At 69.1% G+C, this 17,400-nt stretch carries 15 protein-coding genes and 2 pseudogenes; 11 read left to right on the top strand and 6 right to left on the bottom strand.

The window, feature by feature from the left end; all coding sequences use genetic code 11:
• Position 1: 1 nt before the first annotated feature.
• From F0U63_RS30570 to F0U63_RS30560, 3 genes are all read right to left on the bottom strand, one after another.
• The gene (locus F0U63_RS30570) at positions 2-1,243 is read right to left on the bottom strand and encodes a hypothetical protein (RefSeq protein ID WP_395835199.1); all 1,242 of its coding nucleotides are present in this window, start codon (positions 1,241-1,243) and stop codon (positions 2-4) included.
• Complete coding sequence (locus F0U63_RS30565; protein WP_395835198.1) at positions 1,240-1,842, bottom strand: DUF6624 domain-containing protein; 603 nt, start codon at positions 1,840-1,842, stop codon at positions 1,240-1,242. The genes F0U63_RS30570 and F0U63_RS30565 overlap by 4 nt, the downstream gene beginning before the upstream one ends.
• A gap of 120 nt (positions 1,843-1,962) precedes the next feature.
• On the bottom strand, positions 1,963-2,724 hold the full coding sequence (locus F0U63_RS30560; protein ID WP_395835196.1) for an alpha/beta fold hydrolase: 762 nt from the start codon (positions 2,722-2,724) through the stop codon (positions 1,963-1,965).
• 135 nt (positions 2,725-2,859) lie between these two features.
• Between F0U63_RS30560 and F0U63_RS30555 the strand changes: the two genes are divergently transcribed.
• Entirely contained in the window at positions 2,860-3,606 is a 747-nt protein-coding gene (locus tag F0U63_RS30555; protein WP_395835194.1) for a dienelactone hydrolase family protein, read from the top strand.
• Here F0U63_RS30555 and F0U63_RS30550 read toward each other — a convergent pair.
• Both F0U63_RS30550 and F0U63_RS30545 read right to left on the bottom strand, forming a co-directional pair.
• The gene (locus F0U63_RS30550; protein ID WP_395835192.1) at positions 3,596-4,519 is read right to left on the bottom strand and encodes a YihY/virulence factor BrkB family protein; all 924 of its coding nucleotides are present in this window, start codon (positions 4,517-4,519) and stop codon (positions 3,596-3,598) included. The two genes, F0U63_RS30555 and F0U63_RS30550, sit on opposite strands and share 11 nt — an antisense overlap.
• 113 nt (positions 4,520-4,632) lie before the next feature.
• A complete protein-coding gene (locus F0U63_RS30545) occupies positions 4,633-5,439 on the bottom strand; it encodes an MOSC domain-containing protein (protein WP_395835190.1) in 807 nt (268 codons plus the stop codon).
• A gap of 291 nt (positions 5,440-5,730) precedes the next feature.
• Between F0U63_RS30545 and F0U63_RS30540 the strand changes: the two genes are divergently transcribed.
• The 10 genes and pseudogenes from F0U63_RS30540 to F0U63_RS30495 all read left to right on the top strand — a co-directional run.
• Complete coding sequence (locus F0U63_RS30540; RefSeq protein WP_395835188.1) at positions 5,731-6,468, top strand: phosphoadenylyl-sulfate reductase; 738 nt, start codon at positions 5,731-5,733, stop codon at positions 6,466-6,468.
• 35 nt (positions 6,469-6,503) lie between these two features.
• Positions 6,504-7,145 carry a bifunctional precorrin-2 dehydrogenase/sirohydrochlorin ferrochelatase gene (locus F0U63_RS30535; protein WP_395835186.1) on the top strand — a complete coding sequence of 214 codons (642 nt, stop codon included), beginning with the start codon at positions 6,504-6,506 and terminating at the stop codon, positions 7,143-7,145.
• Positions 7,142-7,942: a uroporphyrinogen-III C-methyltransferase gene (gene cobA / locus F0U63_RS30530; RefSeq protein ID WP_395835184.1), complete on the top strand. Its 801-nt coding sequence runs from the start codon at positions 7,142-7,144 to the stop codon at positions 7,940-7,942. Before F0U63_RS30535 ends, cobA begins: the two co-directional genes overlap by 4 nt.
• Positions 7,935-8,852: a sulfate adenylyltransferase subunit CysD gene (gene cysD, locus F0U63_RS30525; protein ID WP_395835182.1), complete on the top strand. Its 918-nt coding sequence runs from the start codon at positions 7,935-7,937 to the stop codon at positions 8,850-8,852. Before cobA ends, cysD begins: the two co-directional genes overlap by 8 nt.
• Position 8,853: 1 nt before the next feature.
• Positions 8,854-10,512 (top strand): GTP-binding protein, encoded by a 1,659-nt coding sequence (locus F0U63_RS30520; RefSeq protein WP_395835180.1) that lies wholly within the window; start codon positions 8,854-8,856, stop codon positions 10,510-10,512.
• Entirely contained in the window at positions 10,509-12,332 is a 1,824-nt protein-coding gene (locus F0U63_RS30515) for an assimilatory sulfite reductase (NADPH) flavoprotein subunit (protein WP_395835178.1), read from the top strand. Before F0U63_RS30520 ends, F0U63_RS30515 begins: the two co-directional genes overlap by 4 nt.
• Before the next feature lie 14 nt (positions 12,333-12,346).
• Positions 12,347-14,044, top strand: coding sequence for an assimilatory sulfite reductase (NADPH) hemoprotein subunit (gene cysI, locus F0U63_RS30510; protein ID WP_395835176.1), 1,698 nt, complete (start codon positions 12,347-12,349; stop codon positions 14,042-14,044).
• Between the two features lie 733 nt (positions 14,045-14,777).
• Positions 14,778-15,275: a hypothetical protein gene (locus tag F0U63_RS30505; RefSeq protein WP_395835174.1), complete on the top strand. Its 498-nt coding sequence runs from the start codon at positions 14,778-14,780 to the stop codon at positions 15,273-15,275.
• A gap of 140 nt (positions 15,276-15,415) precedes the next feature.
• Positions 15,416-15,685: pseudogene (locus tag F0U63_RS30500) on the top strand (sulfite reductase); the annotation flags it as partial.
• A pseudogene (locus tag F0U63_RS30495) lies at positions 15,670-15,846 on the top strand (IS3 family transposase); the annotation flags it as partial. The pseudogenes F0U63_RS30500 and F0U63_RS30495, both read left to right, overlap by 16 nt.
• A gap of 62 nt (positions 15,847-15,908) precedes the next feature.
• Here the strand turns inward: F0U63_RS30495 and F0U63_RS30490 are convergent.
• Positions 15,909-17,075 carry a DnaJ family molecular chaperone gene (locus F0U63_RS30490; protein ID WP_395835172.1) on the bottom strand — a complete coding sequence of 389 codons (1,167 nt, stop codon included), beginning with the start codon at positions 17,073-17,075 and terminating at the stop codon, positions 15,909-15,911.
• Positions 17,076-17,400: the final 325 nt, after the last annotated feature.

The raw sequence follows: 17,400 nt of genomic DNA, 5'->3' as shown, positions 1-17,400 counted from the left end.
GTCAGGCCCCTGTCTCGGACACGAGTTCGATTCCGCGGAGCGCGAGGAGCGTCTCCAGAAGCTCGCGGAGCTCCGTACGCCGGGCCCCTCGCCGCGCCACCCGGCAGAGTTCGCCCACCCGCCGCGCGGCTCCAGACTCCAGCGCCTCGAGCACCTGGATGGCTTCGGTGCTGCCCGAGCCGGGGAATACGTGGCCGTTGACGGCCCAGATCCATTGCCCCGAGCTGTCCAGCATCCGCACGATGTGGCCGCGTGGCGCTCCTCGAACGAGGGAGGAGTCGTCCAGGGGCAGCAACTCCCGGGGAGGAGGAGCCGGCTCAAGCCCACAGGCGCTGACGCGACGGGCCCAGATGATGCGCAGTGCTTGCGGAAGATCCGGGCTGCGCGCCACCTCCTCGAATGCACGGGCCGCGCGTTCCAGGGGCTCGACAGGGGAGCGGGTCCCCTTGCGGCGGCGTCCCGGGTAGTCGAGATAGGGAACCGTGTGATCATGCTCGAGCCGCTGGTCCATGAGCTTCGTGAGGAGCTCCTTGACCACATGGGTCGGGCGGCTGCCCCGCGCGGGAATCCACAGCCGCAAGGCCATGCACTTCTCCCTGCACTCCTCGAGATGGAAGGAGCGCGAGGGCACGTACAGGATGTCTCCCGCCTGGGCCTCCAGCGTCGTCGCTTCGCAGAGGTGACGGTCGAAGCCGACGGTCTCGTTCGGTGGAGCGCCCCAGAGCTTGTCCCAGACACGGATTCGCATCCGACCGTGGAGGACCAGGATGAAGACCGAGTGATGGAGTCGCTTCGCGACGCCCTGCGGTGAACGGGCGAAGTTGCCCACGAGCAAGTCACTGACGATGGGGAGCACGGGGACGCCGACGCGCTCCAGCAGGCCCCGGACGAAGTCCCGGACGTCATTCCAGAGGGAGAAGTCGAGCAGGAGCGGCTGCTCGACGAGGAGCTGGAACCCCTTCTGCCCCAGCAGGGCGGAGGCTCGGCGGATGTAGCCGTCCACGTCCCGCTCCCGGGCTCCGGGGAGGAGCGTGCCAGGGGAGCGCAGTTGCGCGTTCTCGACGAAGAACCGCACGTCGGGCAGGGCCCTGAAGCGTGTGCCATGCCGGAAAGGCTCGCTCGCCGTGATGAGGCTCCGGAAGGCCCGTGCCGACGGGACGACGGGAAGGGCAAGGGGGAGGTGCGCGGGAGCCTTCTCCCAGTGGCGCCGCACGAACGTCTCCCAATCGGGTCCGCTGCTCATTGCTGCCTCGTGGGTGACAGCAGGTAGGTCCGCTCGAGCCGGCGAGCGTATGCGCGCAGCGGCTCGAGTTCCATCTGTTTGCGTCGCTCGTCGACCTGGGACTCCTTCTCGATGGGATACGGGACGAGCCTGCCCTCGTGCTTGCGGAACTTCGTCCCGAAGAGCTGCTTTCTGCCTGTCCGCATGCGCAGCACGTCGGTGAGATAGGCCACGTGCCGAGGGGGAACATCACCTCTCGCCGCGGCGTCCTTGAGCAGGCGCAGACACCGTTGCTGGAAGGCCAGGGAGCAGTCGGCATGCTGGATGAGCCGGCTCGCGGCATCCGCCGCTGCTTTCCCCACCAGGCTTCGCCCGGGCCACCCGTGGAGTGCGATCACCTCGCGCAGCCAGTCGATCGCCGTGGTGTTCAGCGCCTCGAGCTTGCGCTCGAGCGCGCGATCCTTGAAGTCGGTCGCGACCCAACGGGAACGCAGGACGCTGTCGATGCGGTCGAGCCGCAGCAACTGCGCACGCACCTCGCGGTTCAGTCCGCCGTTTTCCTCGCGTGGCTTGCTGGCACCTCCCGGCGGCCGGTGCCGTTTCGCCGCGACGCTGCGCATCCCGTGCCTCCGTCATCACCCATGGGCCAGAAGAAGATAGCCCACGCGTCTCCCATGTGGATGCCTGCCCGGTCCCCGAGTCACCGCCGTGGCACGCATGGCCAGGCACACTGGAGCAAGTCACGACGGAGGTCGGCGAGAATGGACGAAGCGCACGGCCTCCACCACGACCTCGGGCTCCGTGAGCTGCGGGAAGTGTCCGCTCCGGCTGGCGATGATCTGCTTCCCCTGGGGTGACAGTGCGGCGAGGCCCCGCTGGTGTTCCGCCCGTGCGGCGAGGGCTTGCGCCGGGGTGGCCCATGCCATGGCGGGTCTGCCTCCCGTCACGACGACGAGTGGGACGTCTGGGAAGGAGCCCGCGCGCTGGATGAGGTCGACGGTGCGTGAAACGTGTTCCGTCTCTCCGAGTTCATCCTTCCCGAGGATCGCATCGAGCGTGCGCTGGGCGAAACGCTGAAAGCCGCCCTGATGCCTGGCCATGACGCTGACGTCCTCGGGAGCGGTGGCCTCGAGCAGCACCACGCCCGACACCTCCTCTGGGAATGTCCGGGCGAAGAGGTTGACGGCGAGGCCACCGAGCGAATGACCCACCAGGAGGTAGGGCGGAGCCAGGTGGGCGTGACTCAGGAGCGCACGAAGTGACTCGACGATGACCTCTCCGGTCTGCGGGACCACCGGCTTGCCGCTGCCGCCAATACCTGGGCGGTTGTACGCGAAGACGGTCCCCAGCGTGGACAGCGGCTCCAGGACCCTGAACCATCCCTCGATGGGGCCACCGGAACCATTGACGAGCACGAGCGTGGGGGAGCCCTGACCCGCGATGATGTACTCGAGGGTCTGTCCGTTGATGCGGGCGCTCTGCTTCGGGGGAAGAGGCTTCATGATGGGAGGGTGCCATCGATCCGGGCCATGGAGGAACTCTTCGCGATTGTCCTCCAGCCTCCCTATTCCCCCTGGATTCTGTTGAAGGCGCGTCCCGATGCGTTAGACACCTCCGTCTGGAACTGGAGGTGGCGCATGGCCGTGCAAGCTGTCGACATCAAGACCCCCGAGGGAACGCTGGACGCCAGGCTGTACCACCCTGACGGAGAGGGACAGTGGCCGGCGGTGCTCCTGGTCACCGACGCCATGGGCATCCGTCCCGCGTTCGAGGCCATGGCGAACCGGCTGGTGGCGGCGGGCTACGTCGTGCTGCTGCCCAACGTCTACTACCGGGAAGGCCGCGCGCCGCTGCCCGGCCTGACGGAGGGCTCGTTCGAGGACGAGGCGTTCCGCAAGCGCATCTTTGGACTCATTTCCTCGCTCACGCCCGAGCGCATCAAGACCGATGCCGCCGCGCAGCTCGACTTCCTCGCCGCCCAGCCCCAGGTGAAGGGGTCTCGCGTGGGCGTGGTGGGCTACTGCATGGGGGGCGCCATCGCCGTGCGTGTGATGGCCGACTTCCCGGAGCGAATCGTCGCGGCGGCCTCGTACCATGGCGGGCGGTTGGCCACGGATGAGCCTTCCAGTCCCCACCTCCTCGCCAGCAAGCTCAAGGGCGAGGTCTATTTCGGCCATGCCGATCAGGACTTCTTCATGCCCGCCGAGGCCATCGCGCGGCTGGAGGCGGCCCTGAAGTCGGCGGGCGTCAAGCATCAATCCGAGCTCTACGTCGGCGCCCGCCATGGCTTCGCGGTGGAGGGCACGCCCGTCTACGACAAGGATGCCTCCGAGCGGCACTGGCAGACGCTGCTCGCGTTGTTCGGCCGGACGCTCAAGGGCTGAGGCGCTCGACCCCAGGCGCTCGTACCTCGGCTCGCGGGGTCTGGTCCCGCGCCGGGTGGCTATGGCTGCCGTGGCTGCGCGCGTACACCTGGGTGAACTCGGCCCCGAGGAAGAGGATCTGCGCGGAGTAGTAGACCCAGAGCAGCACCACCGCCAGCGAGCCCGCCGCGCCGTAGCTCGACGCCACGGCGCTGCGGCCCAGGTACAGCCCGATGAGGAACTTGCCCAGGCTGAAGAGCAGCGACGTCACGGCTGCCCCCAGCCACACGTCCCGCCAGGACACGTGGGTGTCGGGCAGCAGCTTGTACATCATCGCGAAGAGCACGGTAATGACGCCAAAGGAGATGAGCAGGTTGACGCCCTGCCACATCACCGTCCAGCCGGGCAGCAGGTTGGAGAACCAGGCGCCCAGCGCCGCCAGCACGGCGCTCACCACCAGCGACACCAGCAGCAGGAAGCCAATCACCAGCACCATGGCGAAGGACAGGAAGCGGCTGCGCAGGAAGGCGATGACGCCGTTGCGCGGCTTGGGCTTCACGTTCCAGATGTGGTTGAGCGAGTCCTGCAACTGCACGAACACGCCCGTGGCGCCGAAGATGAGGGCGACGAGACCAATGGTGGTGGCCAGGATGCCCGTGCCCGGCTTGCGCGCGCTGATCATCATCTGCCCGATGACCTCGGCGCTGCTGCGGCCCACCAGATCATCCAGCTGTGCCTGGATCTGCCCCCGCGCGGCTTCCTCGCCAAACACCATGCCCGCCACGCTCACGGCGATGACCAGCACCGGGGCGATGGAGAAGAGGGTGTAGTAGGAGAGCGAGGCGGCGAACATCGGAGCGTTGTCGTCACTCCACTCCGAGACCGCCTGCTTGCCGAGCTTGAGGATGTTCCGGGCACGACGCGCGATCGTCATGCCCAGGCGTTCAGCACATCGTGTGCCAACACCCGGTGCGCCAGTCCGGCCCTCGCGTCCGAGGGAAGCCCCGCCCCCGGGTCCGAGGACTCCCCCACGGGGCCGTAATTCTTTCAGGCCTCTTCCAACACCTCGACGGGATCGCCCACGCGCAACACGCCCCCGTGACGCGGGATGACGTTCTGGCCGAACAGCACCTTGTTGTCGCGGTTGCGGTACGTGGCGAGGGTGCGCAGGGGCTGCTGGTTGGGATCGGCCCGGGCCGTGCTCGCATCCACGTTGATGAAGGTGCAGCGGGAGCACGGCTTGACGAGCCGCATCTCCACCTCGCCGATGCGCAGCCGCTTCCAGCGGTCCTCGGCGAAGGGCTCGCAGCCGCTCACCACGAGGTTGGGGCGGAAGCGTTTCATCTCCACGGGCTGGGGCAGACGCGTGTTGAGGTCGGCGAGCGAGGCCTCGGAGATGAGCAGGATCGGATAGCCGTCGGCGAAGCCGACCCGGTCCTCGGGCGCGGCGTACTTGGGATCCACGGGGCGCTGCATGCGCGCGTCCACGTACACCAGCCGCGCGGGCTCGCGCAGGTACGCGGAGAGCCACCGATCCGCGTCGTCCCCGGCCCAGGCGACCGAGCAGGAGTCTCGCCAGAGGGTGATGTCGAGGCGGGGCGCGTCGGCCGGAGGCACGGCCACCACGAGCTCGGGCATGCCGGGCGCCGACAGGCGGAGGCCCTCGGGTACCGGCACGGCTCGCAGGTGCACGAAGCGGGGCTGCTCGCGTCCCGTCATGAAGGAGCCGTCCGGCCGCACCGCCATCCAGCGGCGATCATGTTGCAGCCCGAGGGGCTCCACCGTGGCGTGGGTCAGCGGCAGCTCCGCGCAGGACTTGAGCGGGTAGATGGACAGGGCGGAAAGCGTGGGCACCTGGCCTTTGTGCCTGATTTCATGCCCCCGCGCACCTGGGCGCCTCCTGGGCAGGAAGGCAGGAGGAGACCGTCCGTCATATTGGCGTTCCCTCCACCTTGACGGAGAAAGGGCCGGGCGGTAATTACCGCTCTACTCATGCTGTAGCGCGCTTCGCTGGCCGCCGAGGACCGGGGGCGCGGTGAGAAATCTCGCCGGGGGCAGTCGGTCCAACGGGGCCGTTGTCCGGCGACACGTACGGCCCGGCCTCGCTCGAGGGGCGGGCCGTTCTTTTTTCCGTCGGGGTCAGCCATGTCCGCGTCTTCCTTGTCATCGCCCGCGTTTTCGCCCGAGGAACTGCGTGCCACCTCCGAGGAGCTGCTCGACGCCCCCGCCGAGCGGGTGCTCGCGTGGGTGGAGCGGCGCTTCGGGGCCCGTGCGGTCATCGCCTCGAGCTTTGGGGCGGAGGACATGGTCCTCATCGATCTGGCGCGAGCCCACGCGCCGAGCGTGCGCCTGTTCACGTTGGATACGGGACGGCTGCCGCCGGAGACCTACGAGGTGATGGACGTGGTGCGCCGCCGCTATGGCGTGGAGATCGAAACGTTCTTCCCCGAGCGCGCGCGGGTGGAGGCGCTGGAGTCCACCAAGGGGTACTTCTCGTTCAAGCAGAGCATCGAGGAGCGCAAGGAGTGTTGTGGCGTGCGCAAGGTGGAGCCGCTCAAGCGCGCGCTGTCGGGGCGGGAGGCGTGGGTGACGGGGTTGCGGCGCGAGCAGTCCGTCACGCGCACGGAGGTCCAGGCGCTCGAGGCGGATGTGACGCATGGCCTGCTCAAGGTGAACCCGCTCGCTCGGTGGACGTCCCGGGAAGTGTGGGCGTACATCAAGGCCCACGGAGTCCCCTACAACGCGCTGCATGATCGCGGCTACCCTTCCATCGGCTGCGCGCCCTGCACGCGCGCGGTGAAGCCGTATGAGGACGAGCGTGCGGGCCGCTGGTGGTGGGAATCGCCCGACAACCGTGAGTGCGGCCTGCACGTGAAGCGCTGAATGAAATCCAGGATCCAGTTCCGAGTGATGGTCTCATGAGCACGCCCGTGGACTTTCCCGTCTGCCTTCGTCTGGAGGGCCGGCGGGTGCTTCTGGTCGGAGCCGGCACCATCGCCGAGGAGCGGAGCCGGCAGCTCGTCGAGGCGGGAGCCCGGCTGCGCGTGGTGGCGCCGGTGGTGGGCCGTGGCATCCGCCAGCTCGCGGACGCGGGCCGTCTGGAGTTGCTCGAGCGCGCCTGGGAGCCCGGAGACACCCGGGGGCAGGAATTGGTGTTCGTGGCCACGGACGACTCGCGGGTGAGCGAGGCCGTGGCGGCCGAGGCCCGCGCGAGCGGCGTGTGGCTCAACACGGCGGACGTGCCGGAGCTGTGTGACTTCACGCTGCCGTCGGTGGGCCGGCGCGGGCCCATCGTCGTGGCGGTGTCCACCTCGGGCCAGGCGCCCGCGCTGGCGCGGCTGCTGCGCAAGCGGTTCCTGGAGCAGGTGCAGCCCGGGCACGTGCGGCTCGCGCGGCTGATGGGGTGGCTGCGCAAGCGTCTGCCGCAGGGGCCCGCGCGGATGCGGCTGCTCAAGGAGCTGGTGGAGGGCGAGGCGGGGGAGCTGCTGGTGAGCGGACGGCGCCGGGAAGCCTGGGCCCGGGTGCGCGCCGCGCTGAAGAACTTTGGAGAGACGACATGAGTCAACACGTCGAGGGCATCGTGTACCTGGTGGGGGCGGGCCCGGGAGATCCCGGCCTGCTCACGCTGCGCGCGGCCCGGCTGCTCGCGAGCGCGGACACGGTGGTGTACGACCGCCTCATCCACCCGGAAGTCCTCACGCATGCCCGGCCCCACGCGCGGCTGGTGTTCGTGGGCAAGGAGGGCGGGGGCGAGTCGGTGGCGCAGGAGGAGATCCACGCGCTGCTCATCGCCCAGGCGCGGCTGGGCCGCTCGGTGGTGCGGCTCAAGGGGGGAGACCCCTTCGTGTTCGGCCGGGGTGGGGAGGAGGCGCTCGCGCTGGAGGCGGCGGGCATCGCCTACGAGGTCGTCCCGGGCGTCTCCAGTGGCCTGGCGGCTCCGGCGGCGGCGGCCATTCCCGTCACCCACCGGGGGGTGTCGGGCTCGGTGACGTTCGCCACCGCGCACCGCACGGGCCAGGCGCCGGACTGGGCGCACCTGGCGGGCGCGGAGACGCTGGTGCTCTTCATGGCGGGCCGCCGGTTGGAGGAGGTGACGCTCGCGCTCATCGCCGCGGGCCGCGCGCCGTCCACCCCGGCGGCGATCGTGGAGGCGGGCACCTGGGCGCACCAGCGCGTGCTCGAGGCGCCGCTGGCGTCCGTCGCCGCGCGGGCCCGGGAGGAGGCGGTGGGTTCTCCCGCCCTGCTGGTGGTGGGCGAGGTCGTTTCCCTCCGGGCCCAACTGCCCACGCTGGCCAGGACGCGGCCGGGCATGGCCGGGCCGGAGCAATTTCTCAAGGTCGAGGCGGGACATGAGTGAGACGTTGGCGGCGAGGCACTCGCACCTCTCGGTGCTCGAGGCGGAGAGCATCCACATCCTCCGGGAGACGGCGGCGGAGTTCGCCCGTCCGGTGATGCTCTACAGCATTGGCAAGGACTCGCAGGTGCTCTTGCACCTGGCGCGCAAGGCGTTCCATCCGGCGCCCCTGCCGTTTCCCCTGCTCCACGTGGACACCACGTGGAAGTTCCGGGAGATGTACAGGTTCCGGGACGAGTTCACGGCGCGCCACGGGTTGAACCTCCTGGTGCACCAGAACAAGAAGGCGCTCGCCGAGGGCATCAACCCCTTCGACCATGGCAGCCAGAAGTACACGCACGCCATGAAGACGCAGTCGTTGCTCGAGGCGCTCGCGCTGCACGGCTTCGACGCGGCCTTCGGCGGCGCCCGCCGCGACGAGGAGAAGTCCCGGGCCAAGGAGCGCGTGTATTCCTTCCGCGACCGGCACGGGCAATGGGAGCCGCGCAAGCAGCGGCCCGAGCTGTGGAACCTCTACAACGGCCGCATCGACGCGGGCGAGAGCATGCGCGTCTTCCCGCTGTCCAACTGGACCGAGCTGGACGTGTGGCACTACATCCTCAAGGAGCGCATCCCCGTGGTCCCGCTGTACTTCGCCGCCGAGCGCCCGGTGGTGAGCCGCAACGGCCAGTGGATCATGGTGGATGACGAGCGCATGCGGCTGCGGCCGGGCGAGAAGCCCGTGAACAAGCGGGTGCGCTTCCGCACCCTGGGCTGCTATCCGCTCAGTGGCGCCGTGGAGTCCTCGGCGGCGTCCGTCGAGGACATCATCACGGAGATGGTGGAGTCCCGCGTGTCCGAGCGGCAGGGCCGGCTCATCGATCACGACGAGGAAGGCTCGATGGAGCTCAAGAAGCGCGAGGGGTATTTCTAAGATGAGCGCCGAGACTCAGGTTCAAGGTAGGACGGACGTCCAGGGCTTCCTCGCCGAGCACGCCGAGAAGGAATTGTTGCGCCTGGCGGTGGTGGGCTCGGTGGACGATGGCAAGTCCACGCTCATCGGCCGGCTGCTCTACGAGTGCAACGGGCTCTTCGAGGATCAGGTGGCGGCGGTGAAGCGCGCGAGCGCGGGCGGGGAGATCGACTTCTCGCTCTTCACCGACGGGCTGCGCGCCGAGCGCGAGCAGGGCATCACCATCGACGTGGCCTACCGCTACTTCTCCACGAAGCGGCGCAAGGTGATCGTCGCGGACACGCCGGGACACCTCCAGTACACGCGCAACATGGCCACCGGGGCCTCCACGGCCGACGCGGCCGTCATCCTGGTGGACGCGCGCCTGGGCATCCTCCCGCAGACGCGGCGGCACGCGTACATCGCCTCGCTGCTGGGCATTCCCTACCTGGCGGTGGCCATCAACAAGATGGACCTGATGGACTTCGATCAGGCGGTGTACGAGCGCCTGACCACGGAGTTCGAGGACTTCTCCCGCACGCTCGGCTTCGAGCAGGTGCGCTTCTTCCCCATCAGCGCGCGCACGGGTGACAACATCACCCAGCCGAGTGCCCGCACCCCCTGGCACGACGGCGAGACGCTGCTCGGGTGGCTGGAGACGCTGCCGCACGAGCGCCGGCAGGAGGACGCGGCCTTCCGCTTCCCCGTGCAGTACGTGCTGCGCCCGGACCTGGACTACCGCGGCTTCGCCGGGCAGATCGTCTCCGGCAAGGTGCGCCTGGGGGACGAGGTCGTCGTGTATCCCTCCCGGCGGCGCACGCACATCGCGTCCATCGACACCTTCGATGGCCGCCTGGAGGAAGCCAGCGCGCCCGCCTCGGTGACGCTGCGCCTGACGGACGAGGTGGACATCAGCCGGGGAGATCTGATCGCCCACGCCGAGCAGCCCCCGCGGGTGCTCCAGGACATGGAGGCCATGCTGGTCTGGTTCGGCGAGGAGCGCCTGGACACCTCGCGCCGCTACCTCGTGAAGCACACCTCCAAGTACGTCCCCGCCCACATCGAGCAGGTGCTCTGGCGCAAGGAGTTGGAGGACTTGTCCGAGCAGCCCGCCCCGACGCTCGGGCTCAATGACATCGCGAAGGTGCGGCTCGTCTGCAAGCGGCCGGTGGTGTGCGATCCCTACCGGGACAACCGCCGCACGGGTGCCTTCATCGTCGTGGATCCGCTCACCAACGACACCGTCGCCGCGGGGATGATCCTCGGCGGCGCGGGCGGGCAGGGCGCCGGCGAGACGCGCTCCCTCGTCTCCGCCAGCGAGCGGCGCGAGCGCCTGGGCCAGTCCGGAGCGGTCCTCCTGCTCACGGGCACCCCCGAGGTGCGTGACGCCGCGCTCCGCCTGGAGCGTGCCCTCTTCGCTCAGGGCCGGCACACCGCCACCGTGCGTGGGGACGCGGAGAACGCCCTCGCGCTGGCCGAGGCGGGACTGCTCGCCATTCTCTACACCCCGGTTCCCCAGGCGCGTCTGGTCTTGAAGGAACAGCTTCGTGGCGCCGGCGTCCCCTGGCTCGAGTTGGAGCCCTCGGAGGACGTGGACACGCAGGTCAAGCGCGTGCTCGACGCGCAGGAGAAGACGTCTTGAGTGCCTCCGTGAATGCATCCTCCATCGCCACCCTGGCCACGCCGCTGGGCGCGGACAAGGGCGCGCTGCTGCAGCGCCTCGTCGAGGGGCTCGATGCCTCGGCGCTCAACTGGCTGAGCGGGTACTTCGCCGGGCTCGCCGCCCGGTCCCTGCCGGTGTCCGCGCCCCAGTCCCAGCCGACGGCCGTGCCCCAGGCCACGCCCCAGACGCCGGTGACCGTGGTCTACGGCACCCAGACGGGCAACAGCCGGCAGCTCGCCGAGCGCCTCAAGCAGCGCCTGGAGTCCGCCGGGGTCGCCGTGCGTATCTTCCGCGCCGGGGAGTACCCCACGCGCGAGCTGAAGAACGAGCGGGTGTTGTACGTGGTCATCAGCACCCAGGGGGATGGCGATCCCCCGGATGACGCGCGCGGCTTCTTCGATTTCGTGATGGGCAAGCGCGCCCCGGCGCTCAACCAGCTCCAGTTCTCGGTGCTGTCGCTCGGGGACTCGAGCTACGCCAGGTTCTGCGAGGTCGGCCGCGTGCTCGACGAGCGCTTCGCGCAGTTGGGCGCCGCGCGGCTGTTCTCTCGCGCCGACTGCGACGTGGACTTCGAGCCGGTCGCCGAGCCCTGGCTGGGACAGGCCCTGGAGCGTGCGCGCACGGAGCTGGGCGCTCCCGTCGCCACCGTGACGCAACTGCCCACCGCGTCCATGGCGCCCACCTTCAGCCGGGAGAATCCCTATCCCGCCCAGGTGCTGGCCAACCAGCGCATCACCGGCCGCGGGGCCCTCAAGGACGTGCGCCACGTGGAGCTGTCGCTCGAGGGCTCGGGTCTGCGCTACGAGCCGGGAGACGCGCTCGGGGTGGTGCCGCGCAATCCCCCCGAGCTGGTGGACGCGGTGCTCTCCACGCTGAAGCTCGATGGCGCCACCGAGGTGTCTCGAGACGGCCGCGCGCTGCCGCTGCACCGCTGGCTGTCCGAGGGACTGGAGATCACCCGCCTGAGCCGGCCCTTCCTGACGAGCCATGCCGAGCGCACCGGTGACGCGGAGCTGAAGCGGCTGCTCGCCCCCGAGAACGCCGCGGGCCTGCGCAAGCTGCTCGACAGCCATCAGGTCATCGATCTGCTCCGGGCCCATCCCGCCGAGTGGAACGCGAAGGAGCTGGTGGGCGCGCTGCGCCGTCTGACGCCGCGGCTCTACTCCATCGCCTCCAGCCAGAAGCGGGTGGGGGACGAGGTGCACCTGACGGTGGCCCGGGTGGACTACGAGGCCTTCGGCACCCGGCACTTCGGCGCCGCCTCCTCCTATCTCTCGACGCGTACGGCGGAGGAGGACGTGGTGGAGGTGTTCATCGAGTCCAACGAGCGCTTCCGCCTGCCGGCGGATCCCTCGCGGGACATCCTGATGATCGGCCCGGGTACGGGCGTGGCGCCATTCCGCGCCTTCGTGCAGGAGCGGGCCGAGACCGGAGCGAGTGGCCGCAACTGGCTCTTCTTCGGCGAGCAGCACTTCCGCAGCCAGTTCCTCTACCAGGTGGAGTGGCAGGAGGCGGTGAAGAAGGGCGAGCTGCACCGGCTGGACGTGGCGTTCTCGCGGGACCAGGGCCAGAAGGTCTACGTCCAGCACCGCCTGCGCGAGAAGGGGCGTGACGTGCACGCTTGGCTGGAAGGCGGCGCCTCGCTCTACGTCTGCGGCGAGGCCCAGCGCATGGCCCCGGACGTCCACGAGGCCCTGATCGACATCTACGTGGCCCATGGCGGCAAGAGCCGGGAAGACGCCCGGGCCCATCTCGAAACCCTGCGCGAGCAGCAGCGCTACCTGCGCGACGTCTACTGAGGCGAGGTCATCCCATGAGCAAGAATCCGACGTCCGCCCCCCTGGCCGAGGTGGAGCACATCAAGGCGCGCAGCCGGCACCTGCGCGGCACGCTGGCGGAGAGCCTGGCCGATCCGCTCACGGGCGCCATCGCCCCGGCCGACACCCAGCTCATCAAGTTCCACGGCAGCTACCAGCAGGACGACCGGGACATCCGCGAGGAGCGCCGGCAGCAGAAGCTGGAGCCCGCCTACAGCTTCATGCTCCGCACCCGCCTGCCCGGCGGGGTGTGTACCCCCAAGCAGTGGCTCGTGCTGGACGAACTGGCGCGCACCCACGCCAACGGGACGCTGCGGATGACCACGCGTCAGGCGTTCCAGCTCCACGGCGTGCTCAAGGGCGATCTCAAGCCCACCATCGCGGCCATGAAAGCCACGCTGCTCGACACCATCGCCGCCTGCGGCGACGTCAACCGCAACGTGATGTGCAATCCCAATCCGGTGGACTCGCGCGCGCACGCGCTGGTGCAGCAGTGGACCCAGCGCCTCTCCGAGCACCTGCTGCCCAAGACGCGCGCCTACTACGAGATCTGGCTGGACGAGGAGAAGGTCGAGGGGGGCGAGGAGGAGCCCATCTATGGCTCCACCTATCTGCCGCGCAAGTTCAAGACGGCCGTCGTGGTGCCGCCCCTCAACGACGTGGACGTCTTCTCCCAGGACCTGGGCTTCATCGCCATCCTGGAGGCGGGGGAGCTGGTGGGCTTCAACGTCGTGGTGGGCGGCGGCATGGGCGCCACGCACGGCGACAACGCGACCTTCCCCCGGCTCGCGGACGTGATTGGCTTTGTCCCGCCCGAGCGGCTGCTCGTGGTGGCCGAGAACGTGGTGAAGGTCCAGCGTGACTACGGGGACCGGACCAACCGCAAGCACGCGCGGCTCAAGTACACCATCGAGGATCGCGGCATCGCCTGGTTCGTGGGCGAGCTGGAGCAGCGGCTCGGCTTCAAGCTGGAGGCCGCGCGCCCCTTCAAGTTCGACCACAACGGGGACCGCTTCGGCTGGACCGAGGGGTACGACGGCAAGTGGAACCTCACGCTCTTTATCGAGAGCGGCCGGGTGGCGGACCGCGAGGGGAGCACGCACCTGACGGGCCTGCGGGAGATCGCCCGGGTGCACCGGGGTGACTTCCGGCTCACGCCCAACCAGAACCTCATCATCGCGGGCATCGCCTCCGAGGACCGGCCGGCCATCGAGTCCCTGGTGGCGGCGCATGGCCTCGCGGGCTACCAGCGCGCGAGCCCCCTGCGGCGCAACGCGCTGGCCTGCGTGGCGCTGCCGACGTGCGCCCTGGCGATGGCGGAAGCCGAGCGCTACCTGCCCGACCTCGTGGGCCTGCTGGAGACGCGCATGGCGGCGCACGGGTTGGAGAAGGACAACATCCACCTGCGCATCACCGGCTGCCCCAACGGGTGTGCCCGGCCCTACCTCGCGGAGCTCGCGCTCGTGGGCAAGGCGCCGGGCCGCTACAACTTGTTCCTCGGCGGAGACGTGCGCGGGCAGCGCCTCAATCGGCTGTACCGCGAGAACATCGACGAGGCGGGCCTGCTGGAGGCGCTCGAGCCGGTGTTCGCCGCGTACGCGAAGGACAGGCGGCCGGGTGAAGGCTTCGGCGACTTCACCGTGCGCTCGGGGCTCGTCGCCAGCCCGGGCTCCTCCCGGGAGGTGAGCGGGTAGAGCAGGGTGCCCGGCATGGCTGGGAGCGCTGCTACCGATGCCAGCGGCGCTCTCTCTTGACGAATTCGTACCACTGTTCCAGTCGACCTGGCCCTCCTCGAGGAGAAGGACACATGCGCTGGCGAGGAGTGCTCACGTTCACGGCATGGATGGCGATGGGGACGGGGTGTTTAGAGACGTGGCGGGAAGGTGGCACCATCGACCGGGCGATGGCGAAGGACCTCTCGGAGGAGATGCACCGGCACGACTGCCACTTGAGTGAGGAGGAGTGGAAGAAGCGATGTCGAGTTCCCCCTGAGGAGTGGAATCAGTCCGGGTGCCCGCATGCGTGTCAGTTCAGGGTCGACCCGTGATGCGTTGGCGTACGCTCCTTGCTGTTCTGCCAGGTATCTTCCTGGTCCTGCCATTGGCATGGGTCATCTATACGGCCATGCTGGGAGGATTTCGGTCGGCTCCCGCGGCGAGGCTTGTCCCGATGCTCTCTCCCGGAGAGCGCCAGAGCCTGATGACCTACGAGCGCCCCTGCGCGGACCGCAAGGACTGTGAGCCACCGCTCGCTTGCTTCTTCAATGCACGGTCCATGTGGACGTACTGCACCGACAGCCGGTGCATGACGGATCAGCAATGCGCAGAGGACATGGTGTGCCGCACGGTGGAGACAGTAAAGGGAGGGCCTCGACTCCGCCAGTGCACGCTCGTGGGTGAGCGAAAGGAGGGGGAGCCCTGCTTGGACATGTCCGATTCACGTGAAGCCTCATGCGAACGAGGCTTCCTCTGCCAGAACCGCCGGTGTGGTCGGCCGTGCCGGGTGGAAGAGCCCGGGAGCTGTCCGGAGGGATTCTTCTGCCGCGAGGGCCTCGATGGGCCTTCCTGCCTGCCCACGTGTGAGGGCCGTACGTGTCCCGAGGGTCAGGACTGCATCCGGCCCAACAGCGAGGAGGGCGTGTCGGTCTGCACGCAGGTGTATGGCCAGAACTGCCAGGAGACCCCCTGTCCCGAGGGCCAGAAGTGCCAGGTGTGGAATACCTACAGCCGCCCCCGCGAAGCCTGGGGAACGTGTCTCATCCGTTGTGGTGAGGAGCACACGCCTGCCTGCCCCGAGGGCTTCGTCTGTCAGATGAGCTATTGCAGGAAGGCCTGTGACCCGGCCGTCCCCGAGGACTGCGGCCCTCATTACAAATGTGACCGTTACTACGAGAAGTTCGCCTGGACGTGCGAGCCGGACATGTGAGGCGCGCGAGGACAGCCCTCTACTGGCGCTGGAGACGGTGTCCCGGAGACGGTGTCATGAACGCCTCCCCGCCCTTTCCGCCTTTCTCCTTCCCGCTGCGGGTGGTGCCAGGTCGCGTCGCTCGAGTTCTTTGACACCCGGATCGGACCAACCGCAAGCACGCGCGGCTCAAGTACACCATCGAGGATCGCGGCATCGCCTGGTTCGTGGGCGAGCTGGAGCAGCGGCTTGGCTTCAAGCTGGAGGCCGCGCGCCCCTTCAAGTTCGACCACAACGGGGACCGCTTCGGCTGGACCGAGGGGTACGACGGGAAGTGGAACCTCACGCTCTTCATCGAGAGCGGCCGGGTGGCGGACCGCGAGGCCGCTTTTGTGGACATACCTCGTAAGTCGGCTACACGGACAGTCGCCGCACATACGGCAGCCCGCGAGTGCATGCGGAGTTGCGCGCCCAGCCCATAGCGCCCAATGTGCTCGCGAGGGATTTCTCTCCCGCGCAACCCAACACCACCTGGGCGACGGACATCACCTACGTGGGCACGCGCGAGGGGTGGCTGTACCTGGCAGAAGTTGGCAGCATAACCCCACTGTCCACGTCAGCGGATCAAGCCCACTCTCGGGCCGTGGTTCCGCCTCAGGCTCCGGGCCGCGCCTGCTTTCGGACCTGCTCCCAGGCCTCGATGATGCGGCGCGTCTCCTCCTGGGCCAGCACCTGCAGCTTGGGCCCGAGCTGAGCGACCTTGTCGGGATGGTACTGCGCCACCAGGGCCAGATAGGCTCGCTTCACCTCCGCCAGCGGCGCTCCGGGCACGACGCCGAGCACCTCCCACGGCGAGGGCGGTGGTGCTTCCGGCGGAGCCTCCTCGCGCGGCTCGGGCTCGGCCTCGGCCTCCACCTCGGGCTCGACCTCCTCGTCATCCGCCTCGTCGGCCGGCGCGAAGTCCGCTCCACACTCGGAGCACAGCAGCCGCTCGTGTCGCTCCCCGGACTCCGCCGGGACAGCGCGAAGGTCACAGCAGTCTCCGCACACGAGGTGGTGACACTGCTCGCAGCGGGCGGCGGAGGAGGCCTCGTCCAGCCCCAACCCACACCGGGGACAGTCGTCGGGGAGCGGTGCCTCCTCGCCACAGCGCACGCAGAAGGCCCACGCCCGGTCGAGGCGGCTCTCGCACTCCACGCACTCCAGGTCGCCAGCCTCCGCGTGCTCCCAGCGCTTCGCCTCGCCACACCACGGACAGTGCGGCATGAGCCACGCCAGCTTCCCCGTGCACTCGCTGGAGTCACAGTCGAACTCCAGCCGGTACCCCCGCGCGACAGGGGAGGGCTCGTTCTCCTCGTCGAACGACTCGCCGCAGGCCCAGCAGCAGTTGAAGCGCTGATGCGAGGGCGCGCCGCAGCCCGCACAGGAAGGGTTGCCGTGCTCGGCCTTCCACGGGACCTCGTCACCACAGGCGGGGCAGAAGCCCATGCACGGCTTCACGTCCGGGTGGGCGCAGGCCTCCCGCGCGGCCCGAGCGGCGCGCTCGCGTTGTCCCCGAGGCGCGGCAAAAGGCGGCGTCTCGCCCCGGTCCGTCAGGACTTCCCACAGGCAGGATCGGCACACCCGTCCCTTCACGTGCCCGCGCTCCTGTCCGGACATGCCCGCGCGCTTGCGGAGGACGCCGGCCTCCAGCACGTGGAGGCCCAGGCACGCCTGGCAGACGGCGTCGCCACATGCCTCGCAGTGCCCGGCGAGGCGCCGGCCCCCGAACCGCAGGATGCCGGGCGTCAGCATCTCCATGCAGCATGGACAGGCTCGCATGCACTTCCTTCGTCGGGTGGGGCCCCGTCCCTGGAGCCGGTGAGTGGAGTCCTCCGGCATGCCTGAATCAGCGTCCGGGGTCCAGAAAGCAGCCGGTCCCGTTCCGGCGGGGTGCCTCCGCCACCGGCCGGATGACTTCAGTGACATCGTCCACTGCCGCGAGCGCCTCGTGGAGCGTGACGGCGGGTGCCTGCTCCCCCTCCGAGCTGACAATCTATACATGTTTTACATGCTCTTTTTGAATCACGGAGAGCTCATGTATTTTCCGTTGCTACGGACCTCCTTCCGGACGCGTCCCAAGCATCGCCCAAACCCCGCCTGTCCC

The sequence above is a fragment of the Cystobacter fuscus genome, assembly GCF_044360685.1.
GTDB classification, from domain to species: Bacteria; Myxococcota; Myxococcia; order Myxococcales; family Myxococcaceae; genus Cystobacter; species Cystobacter fuscus_C.
The sequence above is the reverse complement of the archived record's forward strand: the minus strand, read 5'-3'. Positions and strand labels throughout refer to the sequence as shown.